Source organism: Roseateles sp. (assembly GCF_039595595.1).
Classification (GTDB): domain Bacteria; phylum Pseudomonadota; class Gammaproteobacteria; order Burkholderiales; family Burkholderiaceae_C; genus Roseateles.
Genome location: NZ_JBCNLG010000012.1, coordinates 1 through 16,530 on the forward strand (window position 1 = coordinate 1; position 16,530 = coordinate 16,530).

At 69.1% G+C, this 16,530-nt stretch carries 13 protein-coding genes; 8 read left to right on the plus strand and 5 right to left on the minus strand.

Translation table 11 applies throughout. The features are described 5' to 3' along the window. Nucleotides 1-108: 108 nt before the first annotated feature. Complete coding sequence (locus tag ABDW61_RS15410; RefSeq protein ID WP_343639852.1) at nucleotides 109-1,209, minus strand: YopJ family acetyltransferase; 1,101 nt, start codon at nucleotides 1,207-1,209, stop codon at nucleotides 109-111. Between the two features lie 380 nt (nucleotides 1,210-1,589). Here ABDW61_RS15410 and ABDW61_RS15415 point away from each other — a divergent pair, with 380 nt between their 5' ends. Beyond that, nucleotides 1,590-2,204 carry an N-methyl-D-aspartate receptor NMDAR2C subunit gene (locus tag ABDW61_RS15415; RefSeq protein WP_343639853.1) on the plus strand — a complete coding sequence of 205 codons (615 nt, stop codon included), beginning with the start codon at nucleotides 1,590-1,592 and terminating at the stop codon, nucleotides 2,202-2,204. 18 nt (nucleotides 2,205-2,222) lie between these two features. On the opposite strand, the gene ABDW61_RS15420 is transcribed toward ABDW61_RS15415, so the two are convergent. Then, nucleotides 2,223-3,398, minus strand: coding sequence for an ROK family protein (locus tag ABDW61_RS15420; protein ID WP_343639854.1), 1,176 nt, complete (start codon nucleotides 3,396-3,398; stop codon nucleotides 2,223-2,225). A gap of 157 nt (nucleotides 3,399-3,555) precedes the next feature. Here ABDW61_RS15420 and ABDW61_RS15425 point away from each other — a divergent pair, with 157 nt between their 5' ends. The 7 genes from ABDW61_RS15425 (at nucleotide 3,556) to ABDW61_RS15455 (ending at nucleotide 12,163) form a co-directional block, all read left to right on the plus strand. Then, a complete protein-coding gene (locus ABDW61_RS15425) occupies nucleotides 3,556-6,222 on the plus strand; it encodes a TonB-dependent receptor (RefSeq protein WP_343639855.1) in 2,667 nt (888 codons plus the stop codon). Between the two features lie 14 nt (nucleotides 6,223-6,236). Further along, the gene (locus ABDW61_RS15430) at nucleotides 6,237-7,097 is read left to right on the plus strand and encodes a DUF1868 domain-containing protein (protein WP_343639856.1); all 861 of its coding nucleotides are present in this window, start codon (nucleotides 6,237-6,239) and stop codon (nucleotides 7,095-7,097) included. Beyond that, nucleotides 7,094-8,365 carry an extracellular solute-binding protein gene (locus ABDW61_RS15435; RefSeq protein ID WP_343639857.1) on the plus strand — a complete coding sequence of 424 codons (1,272 nt, stop codon included), beginning with the start codon at nucleotides 7,094-7,096 and terminating at the stop codon, nucleotides 8,363-8,365. Before ABDW61_RS15430 ends, ABDW61_RS15435 begins: the two co-directional genes overlap by 4 nt. Further along, nucleotides 8,365-9,438 (plus strand): ABC transporter ATP-binding protein, encoded by a 1,074-nt coding sequence (locus tag ABDW61_RS15440; protein ID WP_343639859.1) that lies wholly within the window; start codon nucleotides 8,365-8,367, stop codon nucleotides 9,436-9,438. Before ABDW61_RS15435 ends, ABDW61_RS15440 begins: the two co-directional genes overlap by 1 nt. Continuing rightward, a complete protein-coding gene (locus tag ABDW61_RS15445) occupies nucleotides 9,435-10,307 on the plus strand; it encodes an ABC transporter permease subunit (RefSeq protein WP_343639861.1) in 873 nt (290 codons plus the stop codon). The genes ABDW61_RS15440 and ABDW61_RS15445 overlap by 4 nt, the downstream gene beginning before the upstream one ends. Further along, entirely contained in the window at nucleotides 10,304-11,194 is an 891-nt protein-coding gene (locus ABDW61_RS15450) for an ABC transporter permease (RefSeq protein ID WP_343639863.1), read from the plus strand. Before ABDW61_RS15445 ends, ABDW61_RS15450 begins: the two co-directional genes overlap by 4 nt. Nucleotides 11,195-11,281: 87 nt before the next feature. After that, nucleotides 11,282-12,163: a glycerophosphodiester phosphodiesterase family protein gene (locus ABDW61_RS15455; RefSeq protein WP_343639864.1), complete on the plus strand. Its 882-nt coding sequence runs from the start codon at nucleotides 11,282-11,284 to the stop codon at nucleotides 12,161-12,163. Here the strand turns inward: ABDW61_RS15455 and ABDW61_RS15460 are convergent. The 3 genes from ABDW61_RS15460 to ABDW61_RS15470 all read right to left on the minus strand — a co-directional run bounded on the left by ABDW61_RS15460 (nucleotide 12,124) and on the right by ABDW61_RS15470 (nucleotide 16,431). Continuing rightward, a complete protein-coding gene (locus tag ABDW61_RS15460) occupies nucleotides 12,124-14,265 on the minus strand; it encodes a glycerophosphodiester phosphodiesterase family protein (RefSeq protein ID WP_343639865.1) in 2,142 nt (713 codons plus the stop codon). The two genes, ABDW61_RS15455 and ABDW61_RS15460, sit on opposite strands and share 40 nt — an antisense overlap. 186 nt (nucleotides 14,266-14,451) lie before the next feature. After that, nucleotides 14,452-15,594, minus strand: a complete 1,143-nt coding sequence (locus ABDW61_RS15465; RefSeq protein WP_343639867.1) for a sterol desaturase family protein — start codon at nucleotides 15,592-15,594, stop codon at nucleotides 14,452-14,454. A gap of 9 nt (nucleotides 15,595-15,603) precedes the next feature. Beyond that, on the minus strand, nucleotides 15,604-16,431 hold the full coding sequence (locus ABDW61_RS15470) for a MipA/OmpV family protein (RefSeq protein ID WP_343639869.1): 828 nt from the start codon (nucleotides 16,429-16,431) through the stop codon (nucleotides 15,604-15,606). Nucleotides 16,432-16,530: the final 99 nt, after the last annotated feature.

Below are 16,530 nucleotides of genomic sequence, written 5' to 3' on the forward strand. Positions count from 1 at the left end.
CCCGACCGCGACAGACGCTCGGATGGAACACGCCGCTTCAGGCCTTTGCGCTCACCTTGGCAAATGCGCATCAGGCTCCAGTATCAATTCAATGACAGGTGTTGCGGTTCAAACTTGAGACCGCCCTGATTTCTGCAAGTCCAGTGGAATGAAAGCGCATCTGGCTGCAGCATGCGCAGCAAACTCTTGCTTGAAGTTGACGGCGTAATCGTCGTAATCCGTTTCGTCCTTCTCCACCTTCAACGGATCGAGAAGGACGACACTAACGCCCGACGGGCTTTTATGAATATCGGCTGCCCGGGTGTGCTGACCGTTGTCGACCAATGCGCGATATCGTCCGTCAGGGTGGAATCTCACAAAATCGCGGATCTCCTGCGAGCCGGCCATCGGGGCTTGCTCGCCCATCTCTTCGTCGTCAGAGTCGACGGTGGCTGCTTGATGGGTATGAAGCGCAATCAAGTTCAGCCCGGGGCGACGCCAATTCTCCGCGGCGATCAATAGCGGCGTGATCCGATGATCCAGTTGCTTGATGGGATATCCCGCCAGTTCAGGATCACTGTTGCTGTGCAAGAGCCCTTCGAGATCAGCAAGCGCCGAAGTCAGGGTGCTCACGAGATTTGATCGTGCCTGCTGCGCCTGGGGGCTCTCCACGTTGTATACCGAAGAGGTCGACGCCGGGCCGACAGCGCCATAGGCCGTCGCTGCTCCCTGAAGCGCGAGATCATCTCGCCTCATCCACTCCTCCCATGGCGACTGAGGCAGCGGTGGCAAATAGGGCATATACATATTGCCCGCCTCGGCCTCATGTGAAAAACCTGAGTAGCCGGCGCCTATTGAGGCGAATGGCGGGGCGAATTCCGACCCGACGGCGGCCCGCCATTCCATCTCATGCGCAGCGATGGTGCCGGGCGACGGCAACATCGACATGTCCACCCCGAGAGCCGGAGGTCCGCCCATTTGGCGAATTCTTTCCGCCAGATCAGGCGAGCGAGGAGGCAATCCTTCGTCCACAGTCGACTGCCGATCACTCGAATGATTCCTCAAGCCTTGGAGAGCCGGCAGCGGTGCGAAAGACGCCGCGTTGGAGGGCTGCGACGACTGGGTGCTCGCATGATTGCTCTGCCCGTATTGGCTGTAACTTTGACTGAAGGCCTCATAATCAAAGGGATTTAGATGCGCCGGGTTCTGATAGTTTGTCCAGTCCTTCATTTCACGCCTCCGTAAGGCCCCGACTCCGGTGTGCCGATGGAAATGCCTTTATCTTTGGATCCATGGATAAGGCAAGCCCCTCGGGATGGTGGCAGCGTGGCGTTCCGCTCAATGATTGAACGCGAAGAAGGGCGGCAGGTAACGAAGCGGCTGGAAAGCGGCGGACCTCAACTTTCTTGAGCCCCCGCCCCGCCATTTGGCGGATCGAGCCGCTCGGAGCGCGCATTGAGTCGGCGTTGAACCACTCGTTCCAAGATCGCTCTTTTGGAGGTTCTTCTTCCCTGGTTGAATTTGGATAGGGGTCCAATTGCGCTATAAGCTTCAGGGCATTTTCAAGCGTTGCCAGACCGTTGCCTTCGCTCAATTAAGCCGCTTCCAACATGACCGCTCTCTTCGAACGCTCCTGGCATCGCGCCTGGTCCGAACTTGCCGGCGACCTCGATGGCTGCGCGCTGCGCGATGAGCTGCTCACCCGCTACGCCGAGCCGCAGCGCAAATACCACACGCGCCAGCACCTCGAGGAATGTCTCGCGCTCTTCGAGGAGGTCATCGCGCTCGCCCCGCATCCCGCCGAAGTCGAGATGGCGCTGTGGTTCCACGACGCCGTCTACGACGTCAAGGGCAGCGGCAACGAGGAGCGCAGCGCCGATTGGGCCCATCGCGCGCTGATCGAGGCAGGCGTTGACGCCGCGAGCGCCGATCGCGTGCGCCAGCTCGTGCTGGTGACCAAGCACGATGGCGTGCCGTCGAGCCCCGATGAACAGGTCCTCGTCGACATCGACCTCGCCATCCTCGGCGCCGAGCGACAGCGCTTCGACGAGTACGAGCGCCAGATCCGCGAGGAGTACGGCTTCGTCCCCGGCTTCCTGTTCCGCCGCAAGCGCAAGCAGATCCTCAAGACCTTCCTCGACCGGCCAGTGCTCTACAGCACGCCGGCGCTGCGAGAGCGGCTCGACGCCCGAGCCCGAGAGAACCTCCGGCGCGCGATCGGCTGAAGGCCGCTCCGCGGCCCTTCACGCGAAGAAATGCAGCTTCAGCGGCACCGCCGCCGCGCCGACCATGGCTGGCGATTGCGTCACTTCGGCGATCACGAGTTCCGGATTCGGTGACGGCGTGCCGCGCCGCGGCGCCTGCTCGAACGCCACCTGGCCGATCAACCGCCGCGCCAGATCCTCCGGCAGCCGCGCGCCAAAGACGATCGCCTGAGGATCGACCAGCGCCATCGATGCCGCCACCGCCACGACGATGCTGGGCCCGACCTCTTCGATCCAGTCGTCGATCTGCGGCCAGTCCGGGTCGTAGCGATCCAGCATCGTGTGCAGGTCCGGCAGGTCGTGACCGGCCTCGCTCAGACGCCGGCGCAAAGACTCCAGTGTCGGCCGCGGCAGACCGGTCAGCGCGAAGATCCGCCCCATCTCGCCCGCGTTGCCATGAGCGCCTCGCAGCATCCCGCCGCCGCTGACCAGCCCCGCCGCGAAGCCATCCGTGAAGTGCAGATAGACGAAGTCCGCGCAGCGCCGGCCGACACCGAACAGGCATTCCGCCAGCGCCGCACAGTTGGCATCGTTGTCCATCCAGACCGGCTGGCCCAGCCGCGCGGCCAGCAACTGGTCCAGTTCCGCCTCCGCCCACTCCGCCCCGAGCGACAGCGGCGGATTGACTCGCGAGCCCTGACCGGTGCGCGGGCCCGTCATGCTCGCGCCGATGCCAAAGACCCGCTCGCGCGCGACGCCGTGCCGGCGCAGCAGCCGCGTGATCTGGCGGCCGGCCTCGGCCACCGCCTCCTCCAGATGCAACGGGAACGCCCGCACCGCGCAGTGCCCGACCACCTGGCCCGACAGGTCCATCAACGCCAACTCGAAGCCGTCCACCATGATCGACAGCCCGATGCTGTAGGCGAAGTCGGCGACCAGCGACACGCTGGCACTCGGCTGGCCCCGCCCACGCGTGGCCGGCGGCCCCAGCTGCAGCAGGCCGCGTTCCACGAGTCCATCGATCAGCCCCTTGGCGCCCGGCACGCTCAATCCGCTCGCGCGCGTCAGGTCGGCGCGCGATATCACACCCGCGCGCCGCACCAGTTCCAGCATCCAGCGCTCGCTGTCGCTCGCCACCGGTCCGTCGTCGTGACGCAGGAAGCGGCGCCCGATCGGGACCGGGGAAAGTGGCGGGGCGGGGAAGGGGCTGCTCATGGTCGGCGCGCAGTCTACACAGACCATCCGCGCCCCATTGAGACAGCCCAGTGAAAGGACGGTGAGAGGGTGGTGACATGCGCTGTGTCATATTAAATTAACGACGCGAATTTAATCTTCGGCCTGTTCCCAGCGACATCCAGAACAGGAGAGCGGCATGTCTTCCCCCCGATTCCATCGATGGCCAAGCGAGCGGCGCGCTCGCGGCGCCAGCCGCCATCCCGGCCTGAGCGCGATCGGCTGCGCCGTCCTGGCGGCCTGCGGTCCGGCGATCGCGCAGTCGCAAGCGCCTTCGGCGAGCACATCGGGCGATGGCACCCAGGCGCTGGAGACGGTGCAGGTCTCCGGCTTCCGCACGCAGAACACCCGCAGCATCGCGACCAAGTCGTCGGCGGTGCAGACCGTCGACACGGTCGCGGCGGACGAGGTCGGCCGCCTGCCTGACTTCAACGTCGGCGATGCGCTCAAGCGCGTGACCGGCGTCAGCACGCTCGAGTACCAGGGCGAGCCGCGCTACGTCATCGTCCGTGGGCTCAACGGCAACTACAACACGACCTTGATCGATGGCTTCGCCTTCGCGACGACCGACATCGGCAGCCGCCAGATCCTGATGGAGGTGTTGCCGTCCAACTTCGTGCAGCGCATCGACGTCACCAAGACCTTCCTGCCCTCGAGCGACGGCGGATCCATCGGCGGCACGGCCAATCTGGTCACGGCCAGCGGCTTCGACCACCCGGACGGCGCGCTGGCGCTGCAGGCCAAGGGCGGCGCCAGCCTGATGGACGCTGCCTTCGGCGGCGCCGAGCCGGCCGGCGAGGCCTCGGCCAAATGGGGCCGGCGTTTCGGCCCCGGCAACCAGTTCGCCTTCCTCGGTGCGGCCAGCTACTGGACGCGCCACATCCACGTGCCTCAGATCGAGAGCGGCGGCAGCCTCAACTGGTACAACGCCGACGGCACGCGCAACACCACGCCGTATGGCGGCACCGGCTTCGCGGTGCCGACGGAGCGCCGTTGGTACAACTACGACAACGACCGCGATCGCGGCGGCCTCACCGCCCGCCTGGACTGGCAGCCGGAGGGCGCCGTCAGCGGGCATCTGGCCGGCTACTACTTCAAGCAGCGCGAGCGCTCCGACCGCGCGACCCAGAACGCGCAGGTCGCGGCCACCGCCACCGTCAGCGGCCAGACGCCGACCTCCGGCACGCTGAGCAATGTCAGCCAGTACGTCGAGATGGGCCGGCTGCGCTGGGATCGCGCGCTGTACGGCGTCAACGGCGAGCTCAAGGCGGAACTCGCGCCGCAATGGCAGGCCGACGTCCGCGGCAGCGTGTCGCGCGCGACCGTCGACAACCCGCAGAGCTGGGATCACTTCACGCAGAACGGCCTGGCCTACCGCTACGACTGGAGCGCGCCCACGCCGGTCTTCACGCCGGTGAACGCGGCGAACGCCGGCAACCCGGCGCGCTACGGCAATGGCTACCACCAGGAAGAGAACACCGATTACGCGCAGCGCGTGACCGACCTGCAGGCCAACCTGCGGCACAACATGGACGACGACAGCCGCGGCCTGGGCGCGGCCACCGGCGCGCGCCTGGTGCGCACGCGCATGGACACGGCGTTCTCGCGCCAGACCTGGAACGCGGTGCCCTACACGCTGGCCGACGTGCTGGGCGGCACGACCTGCGGATTCAACTGCAGTTCGCCGCTGTTCCTGATCGACAGCGGCAAGGCCAGCGACGCCTGGAACGCCAGCCGCGCCAGCGTGACGCCGGTGACGGATGTCGCCGCGCAGAACAACGCGACCTACACCGTCGACGAGGACATCCAGGCCGCCTACGCCCAGCTGCAATGGCACGCCGACAACTGGCTGGTGGCCGGCGGCCTGCGCTACGAGCACACCCGTTTCGGCAGCACGGGCTGGCAGCTGTCCAACGGCACGGCGTGGACGCCGGTCGGCGCGGAGCGCAAGTACGGCGACTGGCTGCCGTCGCTGGCCGGCTTCTATGCCACGGGTCCGTCGAGCAAGCTGCGCTTCGGCGTGTCGCGCACGATCGGCCGCCCGCGGCCCGACCAGATGGCGCTCAAGGGCGGCACGCTCAACACCGCGGCCACGCCGGACACGCTGACGCAGAGCAACCCCGACCTGAAGCCGCGCCGCAGCGACAACGTCGATCTCGGCCACGACTGGGTGATCGACGGCGGCCGCGGCCTGCTGTCGGTGGCGCTGTTCCACAAGCGCATCAGCGACGAGATCTTCCGCTACGGCGCGATGCAGACCCTCGATGGCGTGGACACGCTGGTCACGCAGCCACGCAACGCCTCGGGCCTGGTGCGGCTCACCGGCATCGAGATCGGCGCGATCAAGGAGCTCGGCTCGCTGCACCCGACGCTGAAGGGCTTCACCGTGAGCTTCAACGCGATGTCGATGAAGGTGCGCTATCCCGTCACGCTGGGCGACGGCACTTCCACCACGCTGAGCATCCTGCCGCAGCAGCCCAAGTCGCTGTGGAACGCCGCGCTCACCTACGAGGAAGGGGCCTGGCATGCCAAGGCCGCATGGAATCACACCGGCAAACTGTGGGACGACCGCTTCCCCAACTACGACAGCCTGCCGCAGTTCTATCGCAACCGCTTCCAGCAACCGACGGACAAGCTCGACGTGCAGCTCGCCTACGATGTCTCGCGCCGCCTGTCGCTGACCCTCGATGCGCTCAACATCACCGGCCAGGGCTTCCAGTACAACGACGGGCGGTCGCAGGAATTCGTGCAGTCGACCTGGAAGGTCGCGCCGATCGTGATGGTCGGCCTCAACGTGAAGCTGTGAGGATGCCGCCCGCCATGACCGCCGATCCGATGTCCTCCGCCGACCCGCGGCCCACGCGCCGCCGCCTGCTGGCGGCCGCAGCCGGATTGCCCTCCCTGCTGAGCGCCGCGGCGCTCGCAGCGGCCGATGCCAAAGCCGATGCCAAGGCCGGTGACGATGCCGCTGGCGATGTCGAGGGCAGGGCGCCGCGGGCGCGCGACGTCGGCCGCAAGTTCAATGCGGACGGCAGTCCCATGACCTTCGAGGGCAACACCATCGTCGGCCACCTGCGCCCGCAGGGCCCGGACTACGAGACCTTCGATGCCTGGCTGGACATCGCGCGCGAACTGCCGCGTCACGGCTTCGCCCGCAAGCTGACGCAGACGCCGGCGTCGAGCTGGCATGTGACGCTGTTTGGCGGCGTCAACGACGTCGACCGCGGCACGCCGGCCTGGCCCCGCGGCCTCGCGCGCGACCTGCCGATCGCCGAGGTCAACCGCCTCATGCTGCAACGCCTGGAGCGGCTGGACCGGCCGGCGACCGGCCCGTGCGCCTTCGTTGTCGACACGCGGACCCCGGCCACGCTGCGCCACGACGGGACGCTGGGCATACCGCTGCGGCCGGCCGACGCGGCCACCGACCGGCGCCTGGCCGAGGCACGCGATGCCTACGCGGACCTGTTCCAGCTGCGTCGGCCGGACCATGAGACCTATCGCTATCACGTGACCATCGGCTACTTCGTCCGCGTCCTCGACGAGGCGGAGGCGATCGCGCTGCGCGACGCGACCGCGGATTGGTGCCGCCGGCTGGCCGCGCGCGGACCGCTGCTGATCCCGGCCTTCCACTACTGCACGCTGCGCGACATGTTCGCGTTCCGCGAGCTGCGGCCGGCATGAGGCGCGCGGGCCAGCGGCGTGCCTGGGTCCGGGGGCTCTGCGAGCGCGCCGCGCTGCTCGTGGTCACGGTGATGGTCACGGTCATGGCCGGCGCGGCGCGGGCCCAGGAGCCCGCGGCCGCGTTCGACGCCAGCCGCCTGACGCCGGAGAACTTCCATCAGGTGCTGGACCCGATCGCGCGCCGCGAGGGGCGGCTGGTGTTCTACAACTTCGCCGGCAACTTCGACCCGGTCTGGAAGGAGGGGCTGATCCCGCGCTTCGAGGCCCGCTTCGGCGTCAAGGTCGAGTACCACAACGTCCGCAAGGACCAGGCCAACCAGCAACTGCTGGCGGTGCAGCGCGCGGGCGGGGCGGCGCCGGTGGACGTGTACTTCGCCGGCGGTCCGGACAACTTCGCCGCGATGGCCTCCGTGGTGGCGCCCTATCCGCTGACCCGTCTGCTGCCCAACCTGCGCGGGCTGGCCCCGGCGTATGGCGATCGCCCGCTGGGCGTGGACACCGGCGGCCGCTGGCCCATCGTCCATTTGAGCCAGTCGGTGCTGGCCTACGACGGCGCGCGGCTGCCCGGCGCGCAGGTGCCGCGCAGCTTCGAGTCGCTGCTCGCCTGGGCGCAGTCGCATCCGGGCCAGTTCGCCTTCACGTCGCCGGCCAAGGGCGGGTCCGGCGGCGCGTTCGTCTATTCGGCCGCGTTGCATCTGGTGAAGGATCCGGCCTGCCGCGCCACGCTGGCCGACGGCTCGCTGTCGCCGGACCGCGCGCAGGACTGGGCGATGCAGGCGCGATGCCTCGATCCGCTGTGGGACTACCTGGCCCGGCTGCTGAAGGTCGCCGAGCTGACCAATGGCAATGCCGACACGCTGAACCTGATGAACAACGGCCGCGCGCTGATCGGTACGGCCTGGGAGGATCACGCGCTGACCTTCGCGCGCGCCGGGCTGCTGCCGCCGAGCCTGCGGGTCACCTCGCTCGAGCCCGGGCTCGCGGCGGGCGGCGACGGCCTCATCGTTGCCGCCGGCGCGCGCAGTCCCGCCGCGGCGCTGCTGTTCATCGACATGGCGTTCTCGCGCGAGTTCCAGGCCTGGAAGCTGGACCATCACGCGTCGCGCTCGCCGCGCGAGGACGTGGACCCGGCCGCGGTCAGCGCCGGCACGGCGCCCTATCTCCTGCCGCCGGCGCAGGCCCGGCAATGGTCGGTGCCGGTCAATTGGTCGATCGCGCGCGGGCTGTCGCGGGCGCTGGAAGAAAAGGTGTTGAGGCGATGGTGGTGATGACGAGGTCTGAACACGGCGAGCGCCGGGCGGAAGAGGCGCTGCTGCGCGTCGAGGGCGTCACGAAACGCTATGGGGCGAGCGTGGCCCTGCATCCGGCGGACCTGTCGGTGGCGCCTGGCGAGTTCGTCACCGTGCTCGGCCCGTCGGGCTGCGGCAAGAGCACGCTGCTGCGCCTGCTGTGCGGCGTGACCGAGGCCAGCGGCGGCGCGATCACGCTCGCCGGCCAGCGCATCGAGGCGCTGCCGCCGGAGCGGCGCGACATCGCGATGGTGTTCCAGTCGCATGCGCTGTTCCCGCACATGAGCGTGCGCGCCAATCTGGGCTTCGGACTCCGGATGAAGCGGGTCGCCGCGGCGGAGCAGTCGCGCCGCATCGCCCATGCGGTGGAGATCTGCAACCTCGGCGGGCTGCTCGATCGCATGCCGGCCCAGCTCTCCGGCGGCCAGCAGCAGCGCGTCGCGCTGGCGCGCGCCGTGGTGATGCAACCGGCGCTGATGCTGTTCGACGAACCCTTGTCCAGCCTCGACGCCAAGCTGCGCGAGGGCCTGCGCGACGAACTGGTGCGGCTGCACCGAGCCACCGGCGCGACCAGCCTGCATGTGACGCACGACCAGGCGGAGGCGATGGCGATGTCGGACCGGATCGTGGTCATGAACGGCGGGCGCATCGTCGAGACCGGCACGCCGGTGGCGCTCTACCGCCGGCCTCGCCACGTGTTCACGGCTGGCTTCCTGGGTCACGCCAACCTGCTGGAGGTGCCGGTCGAGCAGGGCCAGGCGACGCTGCCCTGGGGGCAGCGCGGCCCTGTCTCCGGCGCGGTGCCCGGCGCGCGCGGTGCCCGCGTGTCGCTGCGCCCGGAAGACATCGTGTTGACGGCGGAGGAGGCGGGCGCTGGCCGCATCACGGCGAGTTGCTTCACCGGCGCGTCGGTGCAGTACACGGTGCAGGTGGGCCAGCGCGCGCTGCGGGCGACGCTGGGCGGCGCCGCGCCGCTGCTGGAGGTCGGCCAGGCCGTGTCGCTGAAGGCCGTCGCCTGGCCGCTGCATGCGCTGGAGGAGGACCGCTCATGACCGGACACGGCCACGCCCGCTGGCGCGGGAGCTGGATGCTGCTGCCCGGGCTCGGATTCCTGGTGTTGCTGTTCGCCGCGCCGCTGCTCATGGGGTTGCTCGGCAGCATCGGCATCGGCATGGGGCAGGGCGGTCCGACCCTTGATCACTACGCGCAGTTCCTGCATCGCCGGACGCTGCAGGTCGGTCTGCTGATGTCGATCTATTACGGCCTCGCGCCGGTGCCGGTCACGCTGGTGCTGGCGATCGGGCTGGCGCTGCTGATGCGGCGGCCGTTCCGGGGCAGCGCGCTGTTCAGCGGCTTGTACAAGCTGCCGATGGCCGTGCCCGGCCTGATCGTGGCGCTGATCGTCATGACGCTGGCCGAGCGCGGCGGCCTGCTGGACCGCCTGGCCGGGCCGCTGGGTCTGGCGCTGCCGCGCCTGGTGCGGGACCCCTGGGGCGTGGGCGTCATCATGGCCACGGTCTGGAAGCAGCTGCCCTTCATGACGCTGGTGATCACCGGCGCGTTCGCATCGATCCCGCAGGACGTGATCGACGCATCGCGCAGCCTCGGCGCGGGCCGCTGGTCGACGCTGCTGCGCGTGGAGCTGCCGCTGGCGATGCCCGGCATTTCCGCCGCGGTGTTGCTGACCTTCATCGGGACCATGGGCGCGTACGCGATCCCGGACCTGCTCGGGCCGGCCATCCCGCGTCCGCTGGCGGTGCACATGCTCAGCGAGTTCGGTGACGGCCATCCGGGCCTGATGAACGCGATCGGTGTGGTGCTCAGCGTCTTCGCGATGGTGGTGCTGCTGGGCTACCAGGCGCTGGCCGGGAGGGCGCGCCGGCTGCTGGGCGGCGCGGCGGACGGAAAGGACACGCCATGAGCGCGAACGCCAACCTGGCCGATGGCGGCACGATGCCGGCGCCCGATCGCGCGGCTGAGCGCCGCCGCCGATTCGGCGCGGACGATCGCCTCTGGGTCTCGGCCGGCCTGTTCACCGCGCTGGCGCTGACGGTCGGCGTGCCGCTGATCGTGCTGCTGCTGTGGAGCGTCGCGGCGCGGTGGCCGGCGCCGGACCTGCTGCCGCGCGCCTATGCCGCCGACACCTGGCGCGCCGTGCTCGGCGATCGGGACCTGCTGGCGGCCACCGTCAACAGCCTCTGGATCGCGATCGCCGTGACGCTGCTCACGACGGCGCTGGCCGCGCCGACGGCCTGGGCGCTGGCGCGGTTTCCGATGCGCTGGCGCCGGACCGTGGAGCTCTTCGTGCTGGCGCCGGTGATCGTGCCCGGCATCGTGGTGGCGACCGGCGTGGGCCTGGTGTTCCAGGTGCTGGGGCTGTCGTACACCGCCACGGGCGTGGTGCTGGTGCAGACGGTGGGGACGCTGCCGCTGGCGGTGCGCCTGCTGACGGCCAGCTTCGAGGCGCTGCCCGACGAACTGCTCCACGCGGCGCGCTCGCTGGGCGCCGGTCCGGCCGCCGTGGCCTGGCACGTGGTGCTGCCGCTGTCCTGGCATGGGCTGGCCGCTGGCGCGCTGCTGTCTTTTGTGGGCAGCTTCGAGGAGTTCGACAAGACCTTCATCGTCGGCGCCCCGGTCGTGCAGACGCTGCCCGTGCTCCTGTACCACCACCTGGACCCGTACTCGCTGCAGTTCCCGCTGGCGGCGGCCACGGCGCTCGTCCTGCTGGTCCCGGTGCTGGTGGTCTTCGTGCTGTCGGGGCGCCTGCTGCGCGACGACCTGATGGCTTCCGGCATGGGCCGGCTGTGACGGCGCGCGCCGGTCCTTCCGTTCCTTCCGGTTCGTCCGCGCCCTTCTGTTTCCCTGTTTCCAGACTTCCAGTCTGACGCGTCCCCGATGACTTCATCACCTCTGAACGCGCGACCCGGCGCCGAGCCGCTGTCACGCCTGCTGCATCCGGCGAATCGCCGAGTCCTCGTGGCCGCTCATCGCGGCGCCTGGCATCGGGCCCCCGAGAACTCCCTGAGCGCGATCGATGATGCGATCGGTCTGGGCGCCGACATCGTCGAATGCGATGTCCGTGCCACCCGCGACGGCGTGCTCGTGCTGATGCACGACGACACGGCGGACCGGATGACGACCGCCCGCGGTCCGATCGCCACGATGGACTGGTGCGAGCTCAGCGCGAGCCGGCTGCGTGGCGGCGCGGGCGGCGCCGGTGCGGCCGTCACCGCGGAGCGGCCCGCGACGCTCGCCGACGCGCTGGTCCGCGCGCGGGACCGCGTGATCCTCAACATCGACACCAAGGTCGAGGCGCTCGCCGGCCAGGTGGCGGAGGCGGTGATCGACGCGGGCATGGCGGACCAGGTCTTCGTGAAGGCGTTCATCGACACGGAGGAGGACATCGAGCGCGCGCGGTCGAGTCCGTTCTTCGGCCGGGTGCCGTTCGTGCCGATGCTGCGGCCGCCGAGCGGCCGGCTCACGGCCGAACTCCAGCGCCTCGCGCCGCTGCGCTGTCCGATGGTCGAGGTGGCATTCGCGACCCTGGAGGAGCTGGAGGCGGCCCGGCCCGAACTGGCGCGGCTGCAGGCGCGGCTCTGGATCAATACGATCCAGGTCTCCCACAGCCTGGACCTGAACGACGAACGCGCGCTGGCCGATCCGGACGCGGTCTGGGGCCGGCTGCTGTCAGCCGGCGCGGGAGCGATCCAGACCGATGCCGTGGCCGCGCTCGCCGCTTATCTGGCGGCTCGCGATCCCCGCTTGACCATGGCGTAGGCCGCGCCCGCCGCCACGCCGACCGCCAGCACCGAAGGCGCGGCGACCCAGGCGGGGTTGGACGTCCCCGGTTCCTGGGGGGCCGCGGCGGCCGCCTTGTCGGCCGCCAAGCCTTCCCGCACGGCGGCAATGCGGTCCGCGTCGACCTTCGGCTTCTCGACGCCGAAGACCTGCACGCGCAGATCGACGATCTCCTTGTTGCGCGTCGCGTCGATGGTCGTTCCGGGCGGCACGGCCAGCACCAGGCCCGAATGCCCGCGGGCCAGCGCCTTGTCGTGGACGGTGGCAAAGACCTCTTCCTGCGGCTGGTCGGTGAGGACGTTCTCGCCGGCATGCCGCAGGGTGCCGGCCGTCTCCGACTGGGCAGCGACGGGGTCGTTCGTCACGTCCTTCATGAGGCCGAAAATCTGATTGGTGAAGAACTTCCTGCTGCCGTCCCGTTGCGGCACGGAGAAGTCCTCCGAGCGATAGGCCGCCGAACTCGCCACGTGCGACAGCCCGCTCTCCGGCTGCGCCAGGCGCTGCCGCAGGAGGTCCATGGCCTGCTTCTGCAGCGGGTTCGCGTCTGACGGCGGGGCTTCGAGGACCTTGATGTCCATGGCGCGCCAGCCCTGGATCCATGCCATCGCGGATTCCGCAGCGCCTTCAGCGCTGTTCTGGCCCTTGGCGGTCGTGGCGGGATGGAGCGCGTGGATCGTCGGATCCGTCACGACGCCCGCGCTGAAGACCGGCTCGACCTTGATCCCCTTGAGCGTCTGCAGCAGTTCCTGACGTTTCGCGCGGTCCTCGGGGTGCTTCGGGTCGATGTTGTAGCGTTCGTAGAGATTGCCAAGGAACTGATCGAAGCCGCCCGGATAGGCCTTCGCGTAGAGCTTGAGCGCGGTGAACTTGCGCAGCTCGGGCTCGTTCTTCAGCAGATCGAAGGCGGCTTCGGCGGTCTGCTCCTTGCAGTCCAGCGCGATCGCCATGTCCGGCTTCGTGCGCGCGATGTCCAGCAGCGCCTCCTTGACGCTGGCGACCTTCTGGTCGGTCTCGACGAAGTTGCCATCGACCGGATTGCGGATCACGAGCGGCTTGTTCCTGAGCTCGTTCCAGTCGACGTGGCTGACGAGGCGGTCCTTGTCGTCCGCGGTCATCCGTCCGATGGTGAAGTCGTGCAGCAGCACCGGCACGCCATCCTTCGTGACCTGGATGTCGATCTCCAGGCTGCGATAGCCGGCCTTGTAGGCGTTGTCGATGGCGGCGAGCGAGTTCTCCGGAATGCCATTGCGGTTGTCGAACATGCCGCGGTGCACCACGATCTCCTTGCCGAGCGCCTTCGTGTTTTCCGCCTCGAAGTAGCGCGGGTGGGTGAAGGCCGAGGCATCCGGTTTCTCGCCATGCAGTTGCGCATGGGTATTGGCCTTGAAGAAGTCCGCGCCCTTGGTTCTGGAGCTGACGGCATGGCCTTGGTATCGCGGCAGGAAGTCCAGTCCGTTCTTGCCGAGCCCCAGCGCCGCCGACAAACCCTGCTCAGCGGCCGGGGACAGCTGATCGTTGACGACAAAGGCCTTGTCGACATTCACCACCAACTGGTTGTGCGCGATGTCCACGTACACCGGCGACTTGTCGGAACGTCCGGCCGCCGTCGCCAGGTCCTTGAAGCTGCCTGCATCGGCGTACACGTGATCCAGCTTGCCGGCGCTGAACTTCTCGAGCGCACTGCCAGCCGGGGGCGCCGTGCCTCGCTGGGCAAGCTGCTTGGCCATATGGGATTGCACCGCCTCGAGCACGATGCGATGGGCTGCAAGCTGTGCGTCGTGGCCCTTCCACAGCGCGGCGCCCAGCGGGATCAGTGTCTTGCTGCTGCCGGAGACGGCATGCTCGAACTCGTAGGGGCGGACCAACGCCGCTGGCGTGTGCTTCACGGGCAGCTCGGCACGCAGATGGCGGCGCGGAGCGCCTTCGAGCTTGTCGGGACCGGCCCTTCGGCCCATGAGCCCCTCGAGCGCTTGCGGCAGGGCCGGCGCCGTGGCGGGCGCGTGGCCCGTCGCAGCGGACGGCGCCGCCGGGGTCAGGCCGGGTTGCGGCGCGATGGGGGAGGGGGTGGTGTTGATGGTCATGGTGTGGGGTCTGTTCGATGTGACATCGCTGATTGGCAACACGGCCACTGTCGAAAGCAGACCTGACACCCTTTTGACGCTCCCGAAGCAAACACCCACGGCGCGAAAGTTCGCCGGGAACACGCATGAACACGCCTCCGTGCGATCCGCAGGCACGATGGTGTGCCTCGCGGCCTTGGCGCCCGATCAGAACAGCGCCGCGATCAACCCGACGCAAAGCGCCATCGACGCGCCATAGAGGCCCCATCCATTCCAGCGACCGCGGCGTTCGGGCCGGGTGCCTCGCGACATGAACGCGCCCACGCCGTACAGGCCAGCGGCGATCACCGCGACCGCGGCGAGGTTGAGCCCCTCGCCCAGGTCGTCGCTGACGTCGAGCCACACCGCCGTCGCCGCGCCCGTGACGAGGAACAGGCTCAGCGCCCGCCATCGATCCAGCCCGCCAATCGGCGGATCGAAGCGCGCCTGCTTCAGCCGCTCCCCATCGGGCACCGCCGTCACGCTCACGCCCGGCGGCATCCAGCCCGGTGACTTGAACAGCACCCGCGCGCGGTCGCGCCAGCGCGGCGTGGCCCGCGCGCGCTCGAACAGCTCCCCATAGAACTGCCCGACCGCTTTGAGCGGATTCCAGCTGTGCAGCGCCTTCACCGTCCCATAGACGCAAGCCTCCGTTTCCTCGGCGAAGGTGCCGAACATCCGGTCCCAGATCACCAGCACCGCGCCGTAGTTCTTGTCCAGGTAGCCCGGATTCACCGCGTGATGCACCCGGTGGTTCGAGGGCGTCGAGAACACGCGGTCCAGCCAGCCGAGCCGGCCGATGTGCTCGGTGTGAATCCAGAACTGATACAGCAGCACGAACAGCCCCGCGCCGATGTACTGCTCCAGCGGAATGCCCATCAGCGCCATCGGCACGAAGAACGGCAGTCCCATCACCGCGTAGAAGCTCTCCTGGCGCAGCGCCGTCGTCAGGTTGAAATGCTCGCTCTGGTGATGCACCGTGTGCGCGGCCCAGAAGATCGCGCTCTCATGGCTGACGCGATGCAGCCAGTAATCGCAGAAGTCGTACAGGACGATCGCGGCCACCCAGCCCCACCAGCCGTTCCACACCGACGCCGGCAGCAGGCCCAGATGCGGCTGCAGCCACGCGTACAGCCCGCCCTGGAACAGCGGCGTCACCGCCGCCACCGCCAGGCTCATCAGGCCCTGGCTGAGGCTGCTGATCGAATCGGCGAAGCCATATCCGCCGCGGCCCGTGCGCCGGCTCCACCACCACTCGAGCCCGATGCACAGCACGAACAGCGGCACGGCGAAGACCAGGACCAGGTGCATGGCGCGCGCTCAGAAGTGATACCAGAGGCTGACGCTGACCGTCTGCTGCAGCTTCGAGCGCGTCAGCGGCGAACGCGCCGCGTCGCCGACCAGCCACGCGTTCTGCCACTCGCCGCTCAGCGACCAGCGCTCGGAGAACTTGTGCTCGGCGCTGAACGTGAGGCTCCAGTCCATCATCCCGGCGCGCGGATGCCATTCCGGCAGGCCGCTGGCGCGCGACTCGCCGGCGCCGATGCCGTAGCCGCCGCGCAGGTGCGCGCCGTTGGCCCAGGTCGCGCCGAGCGTGACGCCGATGAAGTCCTCGCCGATCGGGAGGCCGGTGGTGGCCCCCAGCTCCAGCTCGACGCCATCGTGCTTGCGGCCGCTGCCCCACGACAGGCCCGATTGCAGCAGCAGGAAGTCGGTCGCCTGCACGTTGGCGAAGGCCTCCGTCGTCAGACGCGAGCCCAGCCGGTCGACGCCCTTGGGCGTGAAGCGGCTCGGCCGGCCGAACTGCGGCCACAGCCGCGCTCCCGCCTGCCAGGTCTTGGCAGCCTCTGCGCCGGCCAGCAGCGGCACGAGGTTCCAGCCGGCGCCCAGGTCGGTCGAAACGAACGCGCCCTTGGGCGAGAGGTACTCGAAGGCCGGCAGCACGTTGTCGCTGTGCTGGCTGCTGCCCGGCGCGGAGGGCCAGCTGTGCAGCGAGACGCCGCCGGACCAGCTCGGCTCCGCGGGCGGCGCATCCATCAGCACCAGGCTGCCGGCCGCCCAGGCGGGCGCGGCACCCGCCAGCAGGGCGGCGCACAGCGCGGGCAGGGGAGACCACGGCAGAACACGGCCAGCGGCAGGGCCGCGCATGGGACGAGGCAAGACGGATCGGCGCAAGGCGGAGGGGCTGAAAGCGGATCGCGACATCAGACCGCGAACACGGATCGGGGAACGGATCGCGGGATTCTA

Coding starts and splice junctions, on each gene's coding strand:
- ABDW61_RS15425 (WP_343639855.1), top strand. CDS start 3,556: ATGTCTTCCCCCCGATTCCATCGATGGCCAAGCGAGCGGCGCGCTCGC.
- ABDW61_RS15410 (WP_343639852.1), bottom strand. CDS start 1,209: ATGAAGGACTGGACAAACTATCAGAACCCGGCGCATCTAAATCCCTTT.
- ABDW61_RS15445 (WP_343639861.1), top strand. CDS start 9,435: ATGACCGGACACGGCCACGCCCGCTGGCGCGGGAGCTGGATGCTGCTG.
- ABDW61_RS15420 (WP_343639854.1), bottom strand. CDS start 3,398: ATGAGCAGCCCCTTCCCCGCCCCGCCACTTTCCCCGGTCCCGATCGGG.
- ABDW61_RS15450 (WP_343639863.1), top strand. CDS start 10,304: ATGAGCGCGAACGCCAACCTGGCCGATGGCGGCACGATGCCGGCGCCC.
- ABDW61_RS15460 (WP_343639865.1), bottom strand. CDS start 14,265: ATGACCATCAACACCACCCCCTCCCCCATCGCGCCGCAACCCGGCCTG.
- ABDW61_RS15455 (WP_343639864.1), top strand. CDS start 11,282: ATGACTTCATCACCTCTGAACGCGCGACCCGGCGCCGAGCCGCTGTCA.
- ABDW61_RS15430 (WP_343639856.1), top strand. CDS start 6,237: ATGACCGCCGATCCGATGTCCTCCGCCGACCCGCGGCCCACGCGCCGC.
- ABDW61_RS15415 (WP_343639853.1), top strand. CDS start 1,590: ATGACCGCTCTCTTCGAACGCTCCTGGCATCGCGCCTGGTCCGAACTT.
- ABDW61_RS15435 (WP_343639857.1), top strand. CDS start 7,094: ATGAGGCGCGCGGGCCAGCGGCGTGCCTGGGTCCGGGGGCTCTGCGAG.
- ABDW61_RS15465 (WP_343639867.1), bottom strand. CDS start 15,594: ATGCACCTGGTCCTGGTCTTCGCCGTGCCGCTGTTCGTGCTGTGCATC.
- ABDW61_RS15470 (WP_343639869.1), bottom strand. CDS start 16,431: ATGCGCGGCCCTGCCGCTGGCCGTGTTCTGCCGTGGTCTCCCCTGCCC.
- ABDW61_RS15440 (WP_343639859.1), top strand. CDS start 8,365: ATGACGAGGTCTGAACACGGCGAGCGCCGGGCGGAAGAGGCGCTGCTG.